Annotated in this window: 15 protein-coding genes; 5 read left to right on the top strand and 10 right to left on the bottom strand. The window is 71.3% G+C overall.

The genetic code is table 11. The annotated features are described in order from the left end of the window. Positions 1–61: 61 nt before the first annotated feature. On the bottom strand, positions 62–1,411 hold the full coding sequence (locus tag ASF38_RS11135) for a hypothetical protein (RefSeq protein WP_056576086.1): 1,350 nt from the start codon (positions 1,409–1,411) through the stop codon (positions 62–64). Between the two features lie 221 nt (positions 1,412–1,632). Here ASF38_RS11135 and ASF38_RS11130 point away from each other — a divergent pair, with 221 nt between their 5' ends. Then, entirely contained in the window at positions 1,633–2,871 is a 1,239-nt protein-coding gene (locus ASF38_RS11130; RefSeq protein WP_056576084.1) for an NAD(P)/FAD-dependent oxidoreductase, read from the top strand. 18 nt (positions 2,872–2,889) lie between these two features. Here ASF38_RS11130 and lepA read toward each other — a convergent pair whose 3' ends face one another. Beyond that, on the bottom strand, positions 2,890–4,758 hold the full coding sequence (gene lepA / locus ASF38_RS11125) for a translation elongation factor 4 (RefSeq protein ID WP_055965263.1): 1,869 nt from the start codon (positions 4,756–4,758) through the stop codon (positions 2,890–2,892). Between the two features lie 82 nt (positions 4,759–4,840). Continuing rightward, a complete protein-coding gene (locus ASF38_RS11120) occupies positions 4,841–5,182 on the bottom strand; it encodes a hypothetical protein (protein ID WP_055965260.1) in 342 nt (113 codons plus the stop codon). Positions 5,183–5,361: 179 nt separating this feature from the next. Here ASF38_RS11120 and rpsT point away from each other — a divergent pair, with 179 nt between their 5' ends. Continuing rightward, on the top strand, positions 5,362–5,622 hold the full coding sequence (rpsT, locus tag ASF38_RS11115) for a 30S ribosomal protein S20 (protein WP_055965257.1): 261 nt from the start codon (positions 5,362–5,364) through the stop codon (positions 5,620–5,622). A gap of 207 nt (positions 5,623–5,829) precedes the next feature. Here rpsT and holA read toward each other — a convergent pair whose 3' ends face one another. Next, entirely contained in the window at positions 5,830–6,801 is a 972-nt protein-coding gene (gene holA, locus ASF38_RS11110; protein WP_055965253.1) for a DNA polymerase III subunit delta, read from the bottom strand. A 62-nt stretch (positions 6,802–6,863) separates the two neighbouring features. Here holA and ASF38_RS11105 point away from each other — a divergent pair, with 62 nt between their 5' ends. Next, the gene (locus ASF38_RS11105) at positions 6,864–7,679 is read left to right on the top strand and encodes a DUF1206 domain-containing protein (protein ID WP_056576081.1); all 816 of its coding nucleotides are present in this window, start codon (positions 6,864–6,866) and stop codon (positions 7,677–7,679) included. On the opposite strand, the gene ASF38_RS11100 is transcribed toward ASF38_RS11105, so the two are convergent. From ASF38_RS11100 to leuS, 4 genes are all read right to left on the bottom strand, one after another. Continuing rightward, complete coding sequence (locus ASF38_RS11100) at positions 7,664–9,904, bottom strand: DNA internalization-related competence protein ComEC/Rec2 (RefSeq protein WP_056576078.1); 2,241 nt, start codon at positions 9,902–9,904, stop codon at positions 7,664–7,666. The two genes, ASF38_RS11105 and ASF38_RS11100, sit on opposite strands and share 16 nt — an antisense overlap. Before the next feature lie 34 nt (positions 9,905–9,938). Continuing rightward, positions 9,939–10,769: a ComEA family DNA-binding protein gene (locus tag ASF38_RS11095; RefSeq protein WP_082480697.1), complete on the bottom strand. Its 831-nt coding sequence runs from the start codon at positions 10,767–10,769 to the stop codon at positions 9,939–9,941. Between the two features lie 123 nt (positions 10,770–10,892). Continuing rightward, the gene (locus ASF38_RS11090) at positions 10,893–11,720 is read right to left on the bottom strand and encodes a DegV family protein (protein WP_369796994.1); all 828 of its coding nucleotides are present in this window, start codon (positions 11,718–11,720) and stop codon (positions 10,893–10,895) included. Between the two features lie 35 nt (positions 11,721–11,755). Further along, a complete protein-coding gene (gene leuS, locus ASF38_RS11085; RefSeq protein ID WP_056576076.1) occupies positions 11,756–14,557 on the bottom strand; it encodes a leucine--tRNA ligase in 2,802 nt (933 codons plus the stop codon). Between the two features lie 178 nt (positions 14,558–14,735). On the opposite strand from leuS, the gene ASF38_RS11080 reads away from it, so the two are divergent. Then, positions 14,736–15,614, top strand: a complete 879-nt coding sequence (locus tag ASF38_RS11080; RefSeq protein WP_055965239.1) for a serine aminopeptidase domain-containing protein — start codon at positions 14,736–14,738, stop codon at positions 15,612–15,614. 109 nt (positions 15,615–15,723) lie between these two features. Continuing rightward, positions 15,724–16,278 carry a 1-acyl-sn-glycerol-3-phosphate acyltransferase gene (locus ASF38_RS11075; RefSeq protein ID WP_055965236.1) on the top strand — a complete coding sequence of 185 codons (555 nt, stop codon included), beginning with the start codon at positions 15,724–15,726 and terminating at the stop codon, positions 16,276–16,278. A 3-nt stretch (positions 16,279–16,281) separates the two neighbouring features. Here the strand turns inward: ASF38_RS11075 and ASF38_RS11070 are convergent, their stop codons facing one another. Together ASF38_RS11070 and ASF38_RS11065 are read right to left on the bottom strand one after the other, a co-directional pair. Beyond that, a complete protein-coding gene (locus ASF38_RS11070) occupies positions 16,282–16,548 on the bottom strand; it encodes a hypothetical protein (RefSeq protein ID WP_055965233.1) in 267 nt (88 codons plus the stop codon). Positions 16,549–16,557: 9 nt separating this feature from the next. Beyond that, entirely contained in the window at positions 16,558–18,249 is a 1,692-nt protein-coding gene (locus ASF38_RS11065; RefSeq protein WP_369815197.1) for a sodium:solute symporter family protein, read from the bottom strand. Between the last annotated feature and the right edge of the window lie 229 nt (positions 18,250–18,478).

The raw sequence follows: 18,478 nt of genomic DNA, 5'->3' as shown, positions 1-18,478 counted from the left end.
GCCTCGCCTGCTCGAGGACCGTCTCGGTCAGGCGGCCTCATCGTGTCGAGCGCACTCGACCTCACACTGGATCGGGTGGCTCCGGGCCATCCTGCGACGACAGACCAGTCGACGAGAGCGAAGCCGGCAGCTCCGGAGGCTCCTCGACCTGCCGCAACTTCGGTGGCGCCGCTGACCAAGCCTTGAGGTGCTGCAGCACCTCTCCGTAGAAGTCGTCCACGAGATCGATGACGCTGTCGATGAATGCGCCCCGGCCTCGACCTCGCTTCGTGCCGGCTTTGGCAGAGCAGGCCACTCGGAAGGACTTGATCTCCTTCTGCGGATCCAGGACGAGCATCTTGGGGTTCTCACGCGCGTGGATCAGCAGCTCCGCAGCCGTACTCGCCCGAGATCGAGCGACGAACACCTCGATCCGCGTGTCGTCGGGAGCGTGCTTGAGCTGCCGCAGCAACCAATTGACCCGAGTGAGGGCCCGGCCCTCCCGTGGTGCGTCGACATCGACGTGGCACTGGAGCTTCCCTGCTCGAACATCAGCGGTCACCACGATGTCACCGACGACGTGCGGGATCCTGATGGCACCGGCCATGACTCCTTCGGAGGCAAGCGACTTCACCAGTTCGGTCGTTCGGATCGACGGATCTGCGATTTCTGCGCGCGTCAGTACCTGGTTGACGTCCGTCCCGAGCTGCTGCCCCAGACGAAGCCCGGCGTACCTCAGCAGGGCATCGAAGCGCGAGGTCACCTCGGGCGCCGCTTTGTCGTTCGCCTTCAGGGTCCCGGCAAGGACCGACTCCCTGACGGACACCCAGTTGGAGCCCATGTCATCGAGATCCAGTGCTCCAGAGCGTTCGTGCTCGAGGTATCGGATGAGCTCGCCAAGGATCCAGGCCTGCTCCGGATCCGAGACGCCTCGGTGCTCCTTCTGCATGATCGCGGTGGAGAGGACCACAGACCACGGAAGGTGGTGCATCACGACCTTGCGAAGCTTCCTCTTGTCCACGGCAGTCGGATGCTGCCCGGGCGTCGGCGGAATCTCGTTGCTGATGGTGATGAGCGCATCGAAGCCCTCAGCACGCGCAACGTCGAGGTAGTTCTCGAGCTGGGTCGTCTCCAGGACGTTCTTGCCCGTCTTCACTTCAACGAGCGCGGTCCACTGCCGTCCAGCGCGACCCTTGATCCGGATCAAGCCGTCCGGATACACCCGGGATCCGTCGAGCTCGAAAGGAACTTCGATGAAGGACGTGAGTCCTCCCGCCGGGGCCCCGAGCTTTCCCAACAGCGATCGGCTGTAGTCAGGAACGATGCTGAGAACGGCAAGTAGTGCTGACGTCGCACGCCGCTCCTGCTCTTGCGCTCCATTGATCCCCGATGTCGGAATCAAGCGCGCCTCATGCCAGGACTCTTCGCTCACCGTGATCCTCCGCCGTCGTCGTGCACAGCACCCTAGAACAATGTCCGGTTCTTTCTGGGCACTCTGGGCAGCACGGTGCAAAGTTGGTCACGACGGACTGCCCGATCGATCCGGCCGGCTCGTGGACCGCCCGAGGTGTGCTGCCATGAATCAAGGCCAGCAGCAGGCCGGGCCAGGCGACGAACCCTGCCGGACCCGAGCAGGGATGGGATCGTGGGTCCATGGCAGAACGGACCGACGTGGTGGTGGTGGGAGCAGGACTTGCCGGACTGGCGTGCGCGACGCGGCTGCAGCGCATGGGCATCGATGCACGTCTGCTGGAGGCCGCGGACGACGTGGGCGGCCGCGTGCGCACCGACGTCGTCGACGGCCACCTCTGCGACGTCGGCTTCCAGCTGCTCAACCCGGCCTACCCTGCTCTGCGCGACCTGGTCGACCTCGAGGCGCTGGACCTGAAGCCGTTCGCAGCCGGGGTGCGAGTACGCCGCGGAGCCTCGGTGGCGACCATCGGCGACCCGCGTCGCGAGCCCGGCCTCCTCGCCTCCACCCTGCGCAGTGGTCTGCTGCGTCCGCGAGAGCTGGCGGCCCTCGCGCGCTGGGCGGCCCCGATCCTGGGCGGCGAGAAGCGCATCATGAGCCGGGCCGACGACACCCTGGCGGAGTCCCTCGACTCCGCCGGGGTGCGCGGGCCTCTGCGCCGACAGGTGCTGGAGCCCTTCCTGGCCGGTGTCCTGGCCGACGACACCGGCGCCACCTCGTCCCGGTACGCACGGCTGCTGGTCCGGTGGTTCCTGCTCGGCACCCCCGCCGTTCCGGGCGACGGCATGCGCGCCCTGCCCGCCCAACTCGCCGCCGGACTGCAACGTCCGGCCGAGACGGGCGTGCGGGTGGTGGGCGTCGACCGCAGCCCGCAGGGCACCACGGTCCGCACGGGGTCCGGGTCCATCGAGGCCCGCGCCGCCGTCGTCGCCACCGACGTCCACGACGCGGCCGGTCTGGAAGCGGTGCCCGAGGTACCTCCCGTGGGCGGGCTCGTGACGTGGTGGTTCAGTGCGCCCACCGGCATGCCCCAGGACCGTCTGCTGGTCGTCGACGGCGACCGCGGGCCCGTGGTCAACACGGCCGTCGTCTCGGCGGCCGCTCCCGGCTACGCCCCGCCGGGTCGCGACCTGGTGCAGGTGACCGCGCTCGCCGGGGCCGGTCTCTCCGACGCAGCGGCGCTGACGCAGGCGGCCCGCCTGTGGCGCACCGACGTCGGCGCGTGGGACCTGCTGGTGCGCCACGACGTCGGCCGGGCGCTGCCGAGGGCCCTCGCGCCCCTGCAGCTGCGGCGACCCGCCGACGTCGGCGGCGGCGTCTTCGTCTGCGGCGACCACCGCGAGACACCCTCCATCCAAGGGGCGCTGACCTCGGGCACGCGAGCCGCCGACGAGGTGGCCGCGGCCCTCGGCGCGCGCTGATCCGAAGGGAGCGGCGGACTACTTCGGGGTGGAGTCACCGGTGGAGAGGGCGGCGATGAACGCCTCCTGGGGGACCTCGACGCGGCCGATGTTCTTCATCCGCTTCTTGCCCTCCTTCTGCTTCTCCAGCAGCTTGCGCTTGCGGCTGATGTCGCCGCCGTAGCACTTGGCGAGCACGTCCTTGCGCATGGCGCGGATGTTCTCGCGGGCGATGATGCGGGCGCCGATCGCGGCCTGGATGGGCACCTCGAACTGCTGGCGCGGGATGAGCTCCTTGAGCTTGCCGGCCAGCATCACGCCGTACGCGTAGGCGGAGTCGCGGTGGACGATCGCGCTGAAGGCGTCGACGATCTCGCCCTGCAGCATGATGTCGACCTTCACGAGGTCGGCCTTCTGCTCGCCGGACACCTCGTAGTTCAGCGACGCGTAGCCCTTCGTGCGGCTCTTGAGGGCGTCGAAGAAGTCGAACATGATCTCGCCCATGGGCAGCGTGTAGCGGATCTCCACGCGGTCCTCGGACAGGTAGTCCATGCCGCCGAGCTGGCCGCGACGGGCCTGGCACAGCTCCATGATGACGCCGATGTACTCGCTCGGCGCCAGGATCGTGGCCGAGACCACCGGCTCGTGCACCGACGCGATCTTGCCGTCCGCCGGGTACTCGCTCGGGTTGGTCACCACGATCTCGCGACCGTCCTCCATCACCACGCGGTAGACGACGTTGGGGGCCGTCGAGATCAGGTCGAGGTCGAACTCGCGCTCCAGGCGCTCGCGGACGATCTCCAGGTGCAGAAGGCCGAGGAAGCCGATGCGGAACCCGAAGCCGAGCGCACCCGAGGACTCCGGCTCGTACACGAGCGCGGCGTCGTTGAGCTGCAGCTTCTCGAGGGCCTCGCGCAGCGTCGAGAAGTCGTCGCCGTCGATCGGGTACAGACCCGAGAAGACCATGGGGTTCGGGTGTGCGTAGCCACCGAGGGGCTCCTCGGCACCGTGGGTGTTCGACGTCACGGTGTCGCCCACCCGCGACTGCCGGACCTCCTTCACGCCCGTGATGAGGTAGCCGACCTCGCCGACGCCGAGGTGGTCGGCCTTCACGGCCTCGGGGCTGATGACGCCCACCTCGAGCATCTCGTGCACCGCGCCGGTGGACATCATCTTGATCTTGTCGCGGTGGCTGAGCTTGCCGTCGACCACGCGGACGTAGGTGATGACGCCGCGGTACGTGTCGTAGACGGAGTCGAAGATCAGGGCACGCGGGGGGCCGTCGGCGTCACCGACGGGCGGCGGCACCTCGTCGACGATGAGGTTGAGGAGGGCCTCGACGCCCTGCCCGGTCTTGGCCGAGACCCGGAGCACGTCGTCGGGGTCGCCGCCGATGATGCCGGCGATCTCCTCGGCGTACTTCTCCGGCTGCGCGCCGGGCAGGTCGATCTTGTTGAGGACCGGGATGATGTGCAGGTCGGCGTCCATGGCCAGGTAGAGGTTCGCCAGCGTCTGCGCCTCGATGCCCTGGGCGGCGTCGACCAGGAGGATCGCACCCTCGCAGGCCTCCAACGAGCGGCTGACCTCGTAGGTGAAGTCCACGTGGCCCGGCGTGTCGATCATGTTCAGCACGTAGTGACGACCGGCGTCGTCGCCGTCGGACTTGGTGAACGGCATGCGCACGGCCTGGCTCTTGATCGTGATGCCACGCTCGCGCTCGATGTCCATGCGGTCGAGGTACTGGGCGCGCGCTGCCCGCTCGTCGACGACCCCCGTGATCTGCAGCATGCGGTCGGCCAGGGTCGACTTGCCGTGGTCGATGTGCGCGATGATGCAGAAGTTGCGCAGGAGGGCCGGGTCGGTCGATCCCGGCTTGGGCGCCGTGCCCGGCGTCGTGGAGCTCGTCATGATGGGTCCATCCTCCCATCTGCGGCCAGACCGCCGACCACACCCGTCGGAGCGGCCGCCCGGCTCGGTCGACCGAGGCGGCTCACGTCCAGAGGTAGGCGATCGCGACGTTCACGACGATGAGCGCGGCGACGACGTGTGCGACGGGGTTCGGCGAGGGCCGCCGGCGCGTGCCGTGGGCCAGGCCGACGGCGACGAGGGCGACCAGGAGCTTCACGCCGACCTTGGCGTTGTTCGGGTCGGCGACGGCGTCGCTGGCCGAGGCGATGCCGGTGAGGGCGATGCCGAGGACGAACGCAGCGCCGACGCCGTGGGCGATCCAGGGCGTGATCTGCGGCCGACGGGCGACCGACGCGTAGCTGACGAGGGCCACGACCCAGCTGATGATGTGGAGCACCACGAGCACGTTGTAGAGCGTCTGCATGACTCGGATCGTAAGGGTTCGCGGTCGCTCGGTCGTCGGCGTGCGTCCCCTCGGCACGAGCACGCACGGGCGATTTGGGTGCGGCTGCCCGACGCTGGTAGTGTGAGCGGTCGCGTGCCTACCGGTGCGCCCTCACACTTGCACCACGCCCTTCACGCACGAGAGAACAGGTCAGCCACGTGGCGAACATCAAGTCGCAGATCAAGCGGAACCGTCAGAACGAGGCCGCTCGCGAGCGCAACAAGTCGGTCCGCTCCGCCCTCAAGACGGCCGTGCGCCGCTTCCACGCTGCGGTCGAGTCCGGCGACGCCGAGCAGGCCAAGGTCCTCGCCGCCGACGCCGGCAAGAAGCTCGACAAGGCCGCCAGCAAGGGTGTCATCCACAAGAACCAGGCGGCGAACCGCAAGTCGTCGATCGCCAAGAAGGCCGCGTCGCTCTGACGTAGCCCCACAGCTCGCACGAAGGCCCCCGGTCACCCGGGGGCCTTCGTCGTTCCTGCGGCACCTCGACCCTGCGGATGCCGGCCGTCGGAGGTGGGCCTGGCACCCGTCAACGTCCTCGAGAGGTGTCACACCGACCGCTGGCCAGGTCGTTCGGTGCGTCACCTGCCTCTGACCCGCCGGCCCGACCCACCGACCGCCCCCGGGTCAGCGGCGACGCGACGCGGCGACCTGCAGCACCATGCGCTCGACCGCGTACGCGGGCTCGGCCGCGCCACCCTTGACGTCGAGGTCGGCCTGGGCGACCGCGTCGAGAGCCCGGGCCAGGCCGGCCGGGTCCCACCCCTGCAGCTGGCGGCGGAGCACGCGGATCTTGAACGGGGGCGCGCCGACGTGGCGGGCGAGCTCTCCCTCGCCCAGACGCGGCGGGGCGTCGGCGAGGCGGGCGAGCTGGCGGAGCCCGGTGGCGAGCGCACTGGTGACCAGCACCGGGGCGACCTTGGCGGTCTCGGCCCACCGCGCCTGCTCGAGCGCCACGTTGATGCGTCCGTCGATGGCGGCGTCGGCGATCTCGTAGCCGCGGACGTCGGCCCGACCGCCGAAGTAGCGCCGCACGACCTCGACGGTGACCTCGGTGCCGGAGTCGAGCGTCGCGGCGAGCTGGTCGGCCGCTCCGGCCAGGGCGCGCAGGTCCTGCCCGACGGCCGCGACGAGGAGCGTGGCCGCCTCCTCGTCGATGCGGGTGCCCAGCTCGCGCAGCTCGGTGGCCACCCAGCGGGCGTGGTCGCGCTCGTACTTGGGAGCCTCGTGCTTGACCTCGTGCACCGACGACTGGGCGCGCAGCTTGTCGAGCAGGCCCTTGCCCTTCTGACCACCGCCGTGGACGAGGACGACCGCGACGTCGGGGCTCGGGTCGGCGGCGTACGCGAGCAGCTCGCCCTGGGCGACGTCGGGCAGGTCCTGCAGCTCGGTGAGCACGAGCCCGCTGACGCTGCTGAACAACGACGGGCTGGTGAGCCCCGCGATCTCGCCCGCAGCCAACCCGCCGGACGTGGCGGTCGCGACGTCGCACTGCGGGTCCTCGGCCTTGATCGCGGCCACGGCTCGCGCACGGGTGCGGTCGGACAGGTACTCCGCGCTGCCCGTGATGAGCAGGATCTTCCCGAACGGCGACGCCATGGGACCACCCTAGTGTCCGTCTCCGACAGGCCGGGGAGCCGACGTGGGCGTAGGCTCCGGCCATGCCGATCGACGCCGACGACGTCGCCTCCCACGTCGACGACGACTGGGTGGACAACCTGGTCCGCTTCGGCTTCGTGGCCTACGGGCTCGTGCACCTCGTCGTGGCCTTCCTCGCCCTCCAGCTGGCCCTGGGCGACCCGAGCGGCAAGGCCGACACCAAGGGGGCGCTGGCCGAGCTCGCGCAGCAGCCGTTCGGTCGCACGATCCTGTGGCTGGTCGTCGCAGGGATGGCGGTGCTGGTGCTGTGGCGCGTGCTCGAGGCGACGCTCGACCACCGTCAGGACGAGGGAGCCACGCTCTGGGCGCACCGTGCGGCCGACCTGCTCAAGGCGGTCATCTACGGCGTCGTGGGCTGGAGCGCGGCGCAGGTCGCCACCGGGTCCGGCTCCGGCTCCGGTGGCTCGGGCAACGAGACGTGGACGGCTCGCCTGCTCTCGCTGCCCGCCGGCGCGGTGCTCGTCGGGATCGTGGGCCTGGCGGTCATCGGCTACGGGGGCTGGACCGCCTGGCGCGGGCTCAGCCACCAGCACCGCGACCACCTGAAGCCGGAGGGGCTCAGCGGAACCTCGGGCGACGTGCTCGTGCGCCTCGGCACGGCCGGACACCTGGCCAAGGGCGTCTCGATCGCGATCGTCGGCGGCCTGTTCTGCTTCGCCGCCCTCACCCGCGACGCCGACCGTTCCGGCGGTCTCGACGAGGCGCTGCGCACGGTCCTGCAGCAGCCGTTCGGACCCTGGCTGCTCGGTCTCATCGCCATCGGGATCGGCCTCTACGGCGTCTGGTGCCTGGCCCGGGCCCGCTACCTCGACCGCTGACCGCTCCCCCGCGCGACCACCGACAGCCTGCCGTCGCGCACGACCACCGCGACGTCGCCCTCCTCGTCGGTGCGATGGGCCTGCGTGCCGACGTCGCGCAGCATCCGCAGGGCGGTGGGGGTGGGATGGCCGTAGTCGTTGTCGGCCCCGACGGAGATCGTCGCCACCGAGGCACCGACCGCCTGGGTGAACCGGGCCGACGTGTCGGCGCTCCCGTGGTGGGCGACCTTGAGCACGTCGGCACGCAGGTCGGCGCCCGACCGGGCGAGACGGTCCTGCTCGGCCTCTCCCACGTCGCCCGTGAGCATGAGCACCACGCCCTGCACCCGCACCCGCAGCACCAGGCTCGCCCCGTTGCGGTCGAGATCGCCCCGAGCGCGGGCGCTGCCGGCAGGTGCGGCCTGCGGCCACAGGACATCGGCCGTGACGTCCCCCACCGCGAACCGGTCGCCGCGGGCGAGCGTGCGCGTCGGCACCCCGTCCACCGCGACCCCCGGACGTCCCACGAGCACCACGCCGACGTCGCGTCCCGCAGCGACGCCGGACCGACCACCCACGTGGTCGGCGTCCCCGTGGGTGAGCACCAGCGCCGGCACCCGCCGCACCCCGAGGCCACGCAGGCACCGGTCCACGTCGGCCGGCTCCATGCCGGCGTCGACCACCACCGCCTCGTCGTCACCGGACCGGATCACCGTCGCGTCCCCCTGGCCCACGTCGCACGCCACCATCACCCAGCCCGGCGGCGGCCAGCCAGGGCTCGGTGGGCGGACCATGGCCACCACGAGCCCGAGGCACAGCCCGACCACCAGCACCGGGTGAGGCGCAGCACGCCACCCCCACCACAGCGCGACCGGCACCAGGACGAGCAGCGACCACCACGGGCGTGACCAGACCAGGCTCGCCCCAGGGAGCGACGCGGCGTGGTGCGCGACCAGCACGATCCATCCCGCGCACGCCGCCGCACCCGTGCCCAGCACCGACGCGACGGCCGGTGACACCAGGTCCACGAGACCGGCCAGCAGCCCGAGGACCGTCGCCGGTGCGACCACGGGCGCCGCCAGCACGTTCGCCACCACGGCCACGATCGAGACCTCGGCCGAGATGGCCGCGATGACCGGGGTGCAGGCAGCTTGCGCCGCCAGCGGCACGGCGACGGCGATCGCCGCCCACCGCGGCAGCCAGCGCTCCAGCGCGCGCACGAAGGGTGGCGCCAGCAGCAGGATGCCCGCGGTCGCGCACACCGAGAGCACGAAGCCGACGGCCCTCGACAGCCACGGGTCGCAGAACAGCAGCGCGACGACCGCGACGCACAGCGCCCGGATCCCGCCTCGCGACCCCAGGCCCAGCGCCGCGAGCCCGACGACGCCCATCCCCGCCGCCCGCAGCACGCTGGGCTCCGGCCGGGCCAGCAGCACGAACCCCACCACGCCCAGCAGCCCGATCACCAGGAGCAACCGTGGTGGCGCACGCCCGGCACGAGCGACGGCCAGCACCATGGCGAGCACGATCGTCAGGTTGGTGCCGGAGACGGCGAGCAGGTGCGTGAGGCCGGTGCGGCGGAACTCCTCCTCGACCCGGTCGGGCAGTGCGGCGTCGTCGCCGACGACGAGCGCAGGGACGAGCGCCGACGGAGCCGGCGGCGCGTGGTCGACCGACGACCGCACGCCCGCGCGGACCCGCTCCGACGCCGACCACCACCACGCCGCGCCCTGGACCGCCGACCGCCGCGTCACCTGGAGCGTGGCCGTGTCGCGGTGGTCGCCGGGTGGTCCGAGACGGCCCTGCAGCACGAGCCGACGACCGACGACGAGGTCCTCGTGCGCGTCACGCAGGAACGCCGTGACCGGGTCCCGGACCCCGTGCACCCGACCATGTCGGTCCTCGACCCGCAGCACCAGGAGCCCCACGACCGTCCCCTGGCTCCCGACCGACTCGAAGACCCGACCGTCGCGCACCACCTGGGCCTGCACCGTCACCCGCTCGCGCGACGCCGCGAGCTCGGCCACCGGGGTGGCCTGCACGTCACCCAGGCGCCACGCGGTCGACGCGGCCACCGCCGCCACCACGACCGCCACCAGGGCGAGCGCGCGGAACCGACCTGCGGCTGCCCCGCCCACGACCACCGAGACGACCGCGACGACCAGGACGGCCCCCGGTCCTGCACCGACGGCCCAGGCCGCCACGGCCCACACGGCGACGGCGGCCGGCACCAGCCTCAGGTCCATCAGCGGACCCGGTGGTCCTGCCCGGCCCGGCCGCTCACACCGTCACGCGGTCGCGCAGGTCCTCGAGGGTCTTCTCGCCGATGCCGGACACGTCGAGAAGGTCGTCGACGGAGGTGAACCGGCCGTTCTCCTGCCGCCAGTCGAGGATCGACTGCGCGGTCACCGGGCCGACCCCGGGCAGCGCGTCGAGCTGCGCGAGGGTGGCGCTGTTGAGGTCGACCACTCCCCCGCCGGTCCCGCCCGCGCCTGCGGTGGCACCGGCGGCACCCGGCTCGGCAGGCTCGACGCCCACGAGGATCTGCTCGCCGTCGACGAGCTGTCGGGCCAGGTTGATCGTGGGCTCCTCCAGCGTGCCCTCGATGCCGCCCGCCTTCTCGATCGCCTGGAACACCCTGGACCCGGCGGGCAGGGTGACGATCCCGGGGTCACGGACCTTGCCCGCGACGTCGACGACCACCTCGGCCGAGGCTTGGGACGCCGCTCCCTCGGCGGGGGCGTCGCCGGTCGCGTCCGCGCGCGACGAGACCTGGAGCGGACGATCGACGTCGGACGTGCGGGGGCGTTCGGCCACCAGCCACCAGGTCAGCAGCACCCCGGCCGCCACGGCGGCGGTGGTGGCCATCCGCAGGTGGCTGCCGTGCAGCCCGCGCGGACGGCGCGGCGCGGCTCGTCTCCGGCCGCCGCCTGGGGACGCTGCCGCCGGCTCGGGCTGCTCGTCGTGGTCCACCGGGGCCGAGCCACCCACGAGTCGGTCGAACGGGTCGTCCGGGTGGGTGGCCTCGAACGACGCGGTGAGCTGGGCGAGCCGACGTCGGGCGACCTCGGCCCGGGTCTCCTGGGGCGGTGCTGGACGTGGTGTGCTCACTCCTCGACGGTAAGCAGCGTCCCGGCCGCCCGGCACCCGTCGGCACAGCACTGTGGACAAGCCGTCACGTGGGTCGAGAGACCCTGTGGACGGGCACCCGGCGCCGCGAGGGGACCGGTGGTCTCAGCGGGGCGTGACGGTGACGGCGAGCATCCCGGGGCCGACGTGGGCTCCGATGACCGCGCCGACCTCGTTGACCGGGACCTGCTCCCGACCGAGCGAGGCAGCCAGGCGGTCGGCCACCTGCTGCGCGAGCTCGGGGTTGGCCAGGTGCTGCACGCCGATGTCGAACCCGTCCTGCGCCTTCTCGGCGGCCTGGACGGTGAGCACCTCGAGCCGAGCCACCGCCTTGCTGGTGGTCCGGACCCGCTCGAGCGGCTCGACCATGCCGTCGCGCAGGGTGAGCAGCGGCTTGACCGCGAGCGCCGACCCGATGAGGGCGGCCGCCGCCCCGACCCGACCGCCGCGACGCAGGTACTCCAGGGTGTCGACGTACATGAGCACGGTCGAGCTCTCCCCCGCAGCCAGCGCAGCACCGACGGCCGCGGCCTCGTCACCGCCCTCCCGGACGACGCGCGCCGCCCGACCGGCGGCGAAGCCCGTGGCGATCCCCACCTGGCGGCTGTCGACGCACATGACCGGTATCGACGCCTCGCGCGCGGCGAGCTGCGCCGAGTCGAACGTGCCGGAGATCTCCGCGCTGAGGTGCACCGACACGACGGCGTCGAAGCCCTCCGCCGCGAGCCGCTCGTACACGGCGCCGAACTCGTCGGGCGTGGGCCGCGAGGTGCTGACCGGCACGAACTCCTTGAGCGCGGAGGCGACGTCGTCGGACGTCGCGTCGACACCCTCGGTGAACGTGGACGCGCCGATGACCAGCTTGAGCGGCACCACCGTGATGCCCTCGCGCTCCGCGTCGACGGGGTCCAGCGAGGCGGTGGAGTCGGTCACCACCGCGATGCGACGCCGGCTCCCGGCAGCGCCGCTCATACGACCACGTTCACGAGCTTGGGGGCCCGCACGATGACCTTGCGCACCTCGCGCCCGTCGATCGAGCGCTGCACGTTCTCCTCGGCCAGCGCCAGTGCGGTGAGCTCGTCGTCGGTGACGTCGGGCGAGACGTCGAGCTTGGCCCGCACCTTGCCCTGCACCTGCACGACGCACGTGACGGTGTCCGCGACGAGGAGCGCGGGGTCGGCCTGGGGGAAGGCGGCACGCGTGAGCGAGGTGTCGTGGCCCAGCAACGACCACAGCTCCTCGGCCACGTGCGGTGCGAACGGGGCCAGCATGAGCACGAGCGGCTCCAGCGCCGACCGGCTCGTCACCGAGGCCTTGGTCAGGTGGTTGGTCAGCTCGATCAGCTTGGCGATCCCCGTGTTGAAGCGCAGCGCGTCCATGTCGGCCGAGACGCCGTCGATGGTGCGGTGCAGCACGCGCAGGGTGTCGCGGTCCGGCTCGACGTCGTCGGCCTTGACGTCACCGGACTCCTCGTCGACGACCAGGCGCCACACCCGCTGGAGGAACCGCTGCGAGCCGACGACGGCGCGCGTCTCCCACGGTCGCGACTGGTCGAGCGGGCCCATGCTCATCTCGTAGACCCGGAACGTGTCGGCGCCGAACTCGTCGTACATCTCGTCGGGCGTGACGACGTTCTTCAGGCTCTTGCCCATCTTCCCGTACTCGCGGGAGACCGGGCTGCCCTCGTACGTGTAGGTGGTGGTGCCGTCGTCGGCCACCTGCTCGACCACCGCGTCGGCCGGCACGTAGGTCCCGCGCGCGTCGGTGAAGGCGTACGCCTGGATGTAGCCCTGGTTGAACAGCCGGTGGAACGGCTCCTCGCTGCTCACGTGTCCCAGGTCGAACAGCACCTTGTGCCAGAACCGGGCGTAGAGCAGGTGCAGCACCGCGTGCTCCACCCCGCCGACGTAGAGGTCGACACCGCCCGTGGACTTGGCGTCCGTGGGACCCATCCAGTAGGCCTCGTTGGCCGGGTCGACGAGGGCGTCGGCGTTGTGCGGGTCGAGGTAGCGCAGCTGGTACCAGCTGGAGCCGGCCCAGTTGGGCATGGTGTTGGTGTCGCGGCGGTACCGGCGCGGTCCGTCGCCCAGGTCGAGCTCGACGTCGAGCCAGTCGTGCGCGCGGCCGAGCGGGGGCTCGGGCTCGCTCGTGACGTCGTCGGGCTCGAACGTGCGCGGCGAGTAGTCGGGCACGTCGGGCAGCTCGACGGGCAGGAGGTGGTCGGGCACGGCGTGCGGGTGTCCGTCCTCGTCGAAGACGATCGGGAAGGGCTCGCCCCAGTAGCGCTGGCGCGAGAACAGCCAGTCGCGCAGCCGGTAGGTGGTGGTGCCGGTGCCTCGCCCCTTCTCCTCGAGCCAGGCGATGATGCGCGACTTCGCCTCCGCGACGCCCAGCCCGTCGAGGCTGACCTCGTCGTTGGCCGAGGCCGTGGCGACTCCGTCGCCGGTCCAGGGCAGGTCGTCCCCGCCGGTGACGACCCGAGGGGTCGGCAGGCCGAACGCCGTCGCGAACTCGAAGTCGCGCTCGTCGTGCGCCGGGACGGCCATGATGGCGCCCGTGCCGTAGCCCACGAGCACGTAGTCGGCCACGAAGACCGGCACAGGCTCGCCGTTCACCGGGTTGACCGCGAAGGCGCCGGTGAAGACGCCCGTCTTGTCCTTGTTCTCCTGGCGCTCGACGTCGGTCTTGCGGGCCGCCGCGTGGCGGTACGCCGCCACGGCCTCCGACGGGGACGCCGCGCCGGCGGTCCACCGGGAGTCGGTGCCGTCGGGCCACTCGTCGGTCAGGATCGCGTCGACCAGCTCGTGCTCCGGCGCCAGCACCATGTAGGTGGCGCCGAACAGGGTGTCCGGCCGGGTCGTGAACACGCGGATCGTGGCGTTCTCGACCGCGGGGACGTCGAAGTCGACCTCGGCGCCGTGCGAACGACCGATCCAGTTGCGCTGCATGAGCTTGACCGGCTCCGGCCAGTCGACGCGCTCGAGGTCGTCGACGAGCCGGTCGGCGTACGCCGTGATGCGCATCTGCCACTGGCGCAGGTTGCGCTGGAAGACCGGGAAGTTGCCGCGCTCGCTGCGGCCCTCGGCCGTGACCTCCTCGTTGGAGAGCACGGTCCCGAGCGCCGGGCACCAGTTGACCGGCGACTCGCTGACGTACGCCAGACGGTGGGGATCGATGACGGCCGGGTCGTCGGTTCCCAGCTTCTCGCGCAGCTCGGAGATCGGCCGCGCCCGCCCGGCCTCCTCGTCGTACCAGGAGTCGAAGATCTGCAGGAAGATCCACTGCGTCCAGCGCACGAAGTCCGGGTCGATCGTGGCGAACGACCGGCGGGAGTCGTGGGCGAGCCCGAGCCGACGCAGCTGACGTCGCATGTTCGCGATGTTCGCGAGCGTGTTGGCCCTCGGGTGCTCACCGGTCTGGATCGCGTGCAGCTCGGCCGGCAGGCCGAAGGCGTCGTAGCCGAGCGTGTGCAGCACGTTGCGGCCCTTCATCCGCTGGTGCCGGCCCACGACGTCGGTGGCGATGTAGCCGAGCGGGTGTCCCACGTGCAGGCCCGCGCCGGAGGGGTACGGGAACATGTCCATCAGGTAGTAGGTGGACTCCGAGACCGTCGTCTCCCCGGCCAGGTCGCCGACCGGGTTGGGCGCGTCGAAGGTGCCGTCGTCGGCCCACCGCTCCTGCCAGCGTGCCTCGATCTCGGCGGCCAGCTCGGCGGTGTAGCGGTGCGACGTCACGGGACTGGACGTCGATGGGCGGTCGGTGGTGCTCACCGGACGATGCTACCGACGCACCGCCCACGGCCCGGCACCCGAGCCCGCCGTCGCCCGGGCCACGTCGACTCCTCGACGGTCCCGGCCGAGTCGGACCTCTTGACGCCGCGGTCGGGGGGTGGGCATTCTTTCTGCACACAGAGTGCAACTAGGCGCTCGTCGGGGGAAGGAAACCACCATGGAGCACGTCCGTCCACGCAGGGGTGCGGTCGCGACCGTCGTCGCACTCCTCGCCGTCCTGGCAGGCCTGCTGGCCACGCCGACGACCGCCACCGCGGCCGAGAACCCGTACGAGCGGGGGCCTGCGCCGACCACCGCGTCCATCGAGGCCGCTCGCGGTCCGTACGCGACGTCCAGCACGACCGTCTCGTCGTTCGCCGCCCGCGGCTTCGGCGGCGGGACGATCTACTACCCGACCTCGACGGCGGACGGCACGTTCGGCGCCGTGGCCGTCTCACCCGGCTACACCGCAGCGCAGAGCTCGATCTCGTGGCTCGGCCCACGACTGGCGTCCCAGGGCTTCGTCGTCTTCACCATCGACACCAACAGCCGCTACGACCAGCCCGGCAGCCGGGCCGACCAGCTGGCGGCCGCCCTGGACTACCTGACCGAGAGCAGCACCGTCCGTTCCCGCGTCGACGCGTCGCGGCTCGCCGTCATGGGCCACTCGATGGGCGGCGGTGGAGCGATCGAGGCCGCCAGCGACGACCCGAGCCTCAAGGCCGCCGTCGCGCTGACGCCCTGGCACCTGACCAAGACCTGGTCGCGCGTGAGCACACCGACGATGGTCGTCGGAGCCGAGAACGACAGCGTGGCCTCCACCCGGTCGCACGCCGTCCCGCTCTACTCCGGGATCCCGTCGAGCACGCCGAAGGCATACCTCGAGCTGCGGGGGGCGAGTCACTTCGCGCCGAACACCAGCAACACCACCATCGCGAAGTACTCCCTCGCCTGGCTGAAGCGCTGGGTCGACGACGACACGCGCTACACGCAGTTCATCGCCCCGGGTCCGGGGACGAGCACGGCGATCTCGGACTGGCGGCGCTCGGGCTACTGAGCATCGAGCGCGAAGGACGTCGGCGAGGCCGCGGGTGCCACCACCAGGGGTGGGCACCCGCGGCCTTCCTCGTCGCGGCCCTGCCCGGCCCGGTCGCTACGCTCACCGCATGCGTCAACGCCTCGCCCGCTTCGTGATCCGTCGCATGGGTTACACGATGAAGGGGAAGACACCGCCCTCGGGGATCCTGGTCGGTGCCCCGCACACCTCGAACTGGGACTTCGTCACGATGCTGCTCGTCATGTGGCACGACGGCGCGCACCCGCGCGTCCTGGTCAAGAAGGAGCTGTTCAAGGGCCCGCTCGGCTGGCTGCTCAAGCGCCTGGGTGGGGTGCCGCTCGATCGCGACAACGCGGCCACGGTCGTCTCCGACCTGGCTGCCGAGGCCAGTTCCGGCGAACCCTTCCGGCTCGTGATCGCGGCCGAGGGAACCCGCTCCAGGAGCGAGTACTGGAAGTCGGGGTTCTACCGGCTCTCGCAGCAGACCGGCCTGCCGATCACGCTCGCGTTCTTCGACCCGCCGACGAAGACGATGGGCTACGGCCCGACGTTCAGCCCAAGCGGCGACGTCAAGGCCGACATGGACCTCGTGCGTGCCTTCTACGCCGACAAGCTCGGCATCAAGCCCGCCGACGCCACCGTCCCGCGCCTGCGCGAGGAGTAGTCTCTACGACCCGTCGGAGGTGCCGGCGGACTCGTCGGCGGGCGTCGGGACCACGAGTGGCTTGAGGCGCACCCAGGCGAGGAAGATCGCCGCGACCACGAGCATGCCGATCCCGGCCCAGAGGTTGATGTTGAGCCCGTCGCCCTTGGCCAGCTCCTCCTCCGTCGCCCGGAACAGACCGAGACAGGTGAGGATCAGCCCGTACAGGCCGAGCAGGCCGCCGATGAGGGTGCGGACGTCGAACGCGCCCGCGGTGTGCTTCTCGCTCATGCTTCGCTCCTACCGGAAGACCACGTTGAGGACGACGACGATGGCGAGCCCGATGCCCGCCAGCTTCACCGGCGACTGGTACCAGGGAAGCACGCCCTCGTCGGGATCGACGAGGTCCTCCTTGGGCGTCAGGGAGTAGACGAGGCCCACCAGCTCCTTCTCGGGCTTGGCCGCGGTGGCCATCGTCACGGCCACGCTGACCACGATGTCGACGGCGAAGGCCGCTCCGGCCGCCACGAAGGACGCGCCCTGGCCCGAGAGCCCGATCACCCCGAGGCTCATAGGCCCGAGGGCGTCCTCGCTGAGGACGGCCACCAGCACCGCTGCGCCCGTGCCGGCCACCAGTCCGGACCAGCCGGCCGCGGCCGACATCCGCTTCCAGAACATGCCGAGGATGAACGTGGCGAACAGCGGGGCGTTGAAGAACCCGAAGAGGGTCTGCAGGTAGTCCATCAGGTTGTCGTAGTTGGACGCGATCAGCGCGGTGCCGATGGCGGTCACCGTCGCGCCGACGGTCGCCAGTCGGCCGACCCGGAGGTAGTAGCCGTCCTCGCGGTCCTTGACCACGTACTGCTGCCACAGGTCGTAGCTGAAGACCGTGTTGAACGCCGAGATGTTGGCCGCCATGCCCGCCATGAACGACGCGAGCAGACCGGCCAGCGCGACGCCGAGCATGCCGTTGGGCAGCAGGTCGCGCATCAGCAGGAGGATCGCGTCGTTGTAGGTGGCGCCCTGGGCGTCTCCCCCGGCCTTGAGCGAGGCCAGCTCGGGCACCACGATCGCCGCGATGATGCCCGGGATGATGACGATGAACGGGATGAACATCTTCGGGAAGGCGCCGATGATCGGTGCCCGCCGTGCGGCCGACATCGACGACGAGGCCATCGCGCGCTGGACCTCCACGAAGTTCGTCGTCCAGTAGCCGAACGACAGCACGAAGCCGAGCCCGAGCACCAGGCCGACGACCGACCAGAACGGGTCGTCGATGCCGGTGAGGTCGGTGCCGGGCCACGACGACAGCTGCTCCGGGCCGGGCTGCACCTGGTCGACGATGCCCTGCCAGCCGCCCACCTTGTGCAGCGCGATGACCGTCAGCGGAACGAGCGCCGCGACGATGACGAAGAACTGCAGGACCTCGTTGTAGATCGCCGCCGAGAGGCCGCCGAGCGCGGTGTAGCTGAGCACGACGGCGGCTGCCGCGACGAGCGAGACCCACAGCGGCCAGCCGAGCAGCCGGTTCACGATCGTCGCCAGGAGGTAGAGGTTGATGCCGGCGATCAGCAGCTGGGCGATCGAGAAGCTGAGCGCGTTGACCAGGTGGGCGCCCGTGCCGAAGCGGCGGCGCATGAACTCGGGGACGCTGCGCACGCCGGAGCCGTAGTAGAACGGCATCATCACGACGCCAAGGAAGAGCATCGCGGGCACGGCGCCGATCCAGAAGTAGTGCACGGTCGCCATGCCGTACTCGGCGCCGTTGGCGCTCATGCCCATGATCTCGACCGCGCCGAGGTTGGCCGCGATGAACGCCAGCCCCGTCACCCAGGCGGGAAGCGACCTGCCGGAGAGGAAGAAGTCGATGCTCGTCGAGACCTGGCGCCGCGCCAGCACCCCGATGCCGAGCACGACGGCGAAGTAGATCGCCACGATCGTGTAGTCGAAGAAGTCCGCGTCGAGCCGGAACGAACCGTCCGCGGCCGCCAAGGATGGTCCTGCGAGTGCGTGCACCACTCCCCCTTTCATGGTTCATCCCTGCAACGAGATGGACCAGCAGCACCGTACGCCCGCCCGGGCTTGCGCGCGCGTCGGGGCCAGCCACCTCGGGCGACGACTCTCGACCGTGAACCGCTCCCCTGGGGTGGCGCGGTGCACGTTCCACCGTCCCAGCGCCGAGACGGTGGAGAACTCACCGGACGTCGTCGCTCGGTGGAGA

This window comes from Aeromicrobium sp. Leaf272 (genome assembly GCF_001422865.1).
GTDB lineage: Bacteria > Actinomycetota > Actinomycetes > Propionibacteriales > Nocardioidaceae > Aeromicrobium.
Note: the sequence above shows the minus strand (reverse complement) of the source record. Positions and strands in the feature narration are given on the sequence as shown.

What these genes read in the sequence shown, in the direction of transcription:
- ASF38_RS11130 (WP_056576084.1), top strand. Translation starts at nt 1,633, where the DNA reads ATGGCAGAACGGACCGACGTGGTGGTGGTGGGAGCAGGACTTGCCGGA.
- lepA (WP_055965263.1), bottom strand. Translation starts at nt 4,758, where the DNA reads ATGACGAGCTCCACGACGCCGGGCACGGCGCCCAAGCCGGGATCGACC.
- ASF38_RS11120 (WP_055965260.1), bottom strand. Translation starts at nt 5,182, where the DNA reads ATGCAGACGCTCTACAACGTGCTCGTGGTGCTCCACATCATCAGCTGG.
- holA (WP_055965253.1), bottom strand. Translation starts at nt 6,801, where the DNA reads ATGGCGTCGCCGTTCGGGAAGATCCTGCTCATCACGGGCAGCGCGGAG.
- ASF38_RS11105 (WP_056576081.1), top strand. Translation starts at nt 6,864, where the DNA reads ATGCCGATCGACGCCGACGACGTCGCCTCCCACGTCGACGACGACTGG.
- ASF38_RS11100 (WP_056576078.1), bottom strand. Translation starts at nt 9,904, where the DNA reads ATGGACCTGAGGCTGGTGCCGGCCGCCGTCGCCGTGTGGGCCGTGGCG.
- ASF38_RS11080 (WP_055965239.1), top strand. Translation starts at nt 14,736, where the DNA reads ATGGAGCACGTCCGTCCACGCAGGGGTGCGGTCGCGACCGTCGTCGCA.
- ASF38_RS11075 (WP_055965236.1), top strand. Translation starts at nt 15,724, where the DNA reads ATGCGTCAACGCCTCGCCCGCTTCGTGATCCGTCGCATGGGTTACACG.
- ASF38_RS11070 (WP_055965233.1), bottom strand. Translation starts at nt 16,548, where the DNA reads ATGAGCGAGAAGCACACCGCGGGCGCGTTCGACGTCCGCACCCTCATC.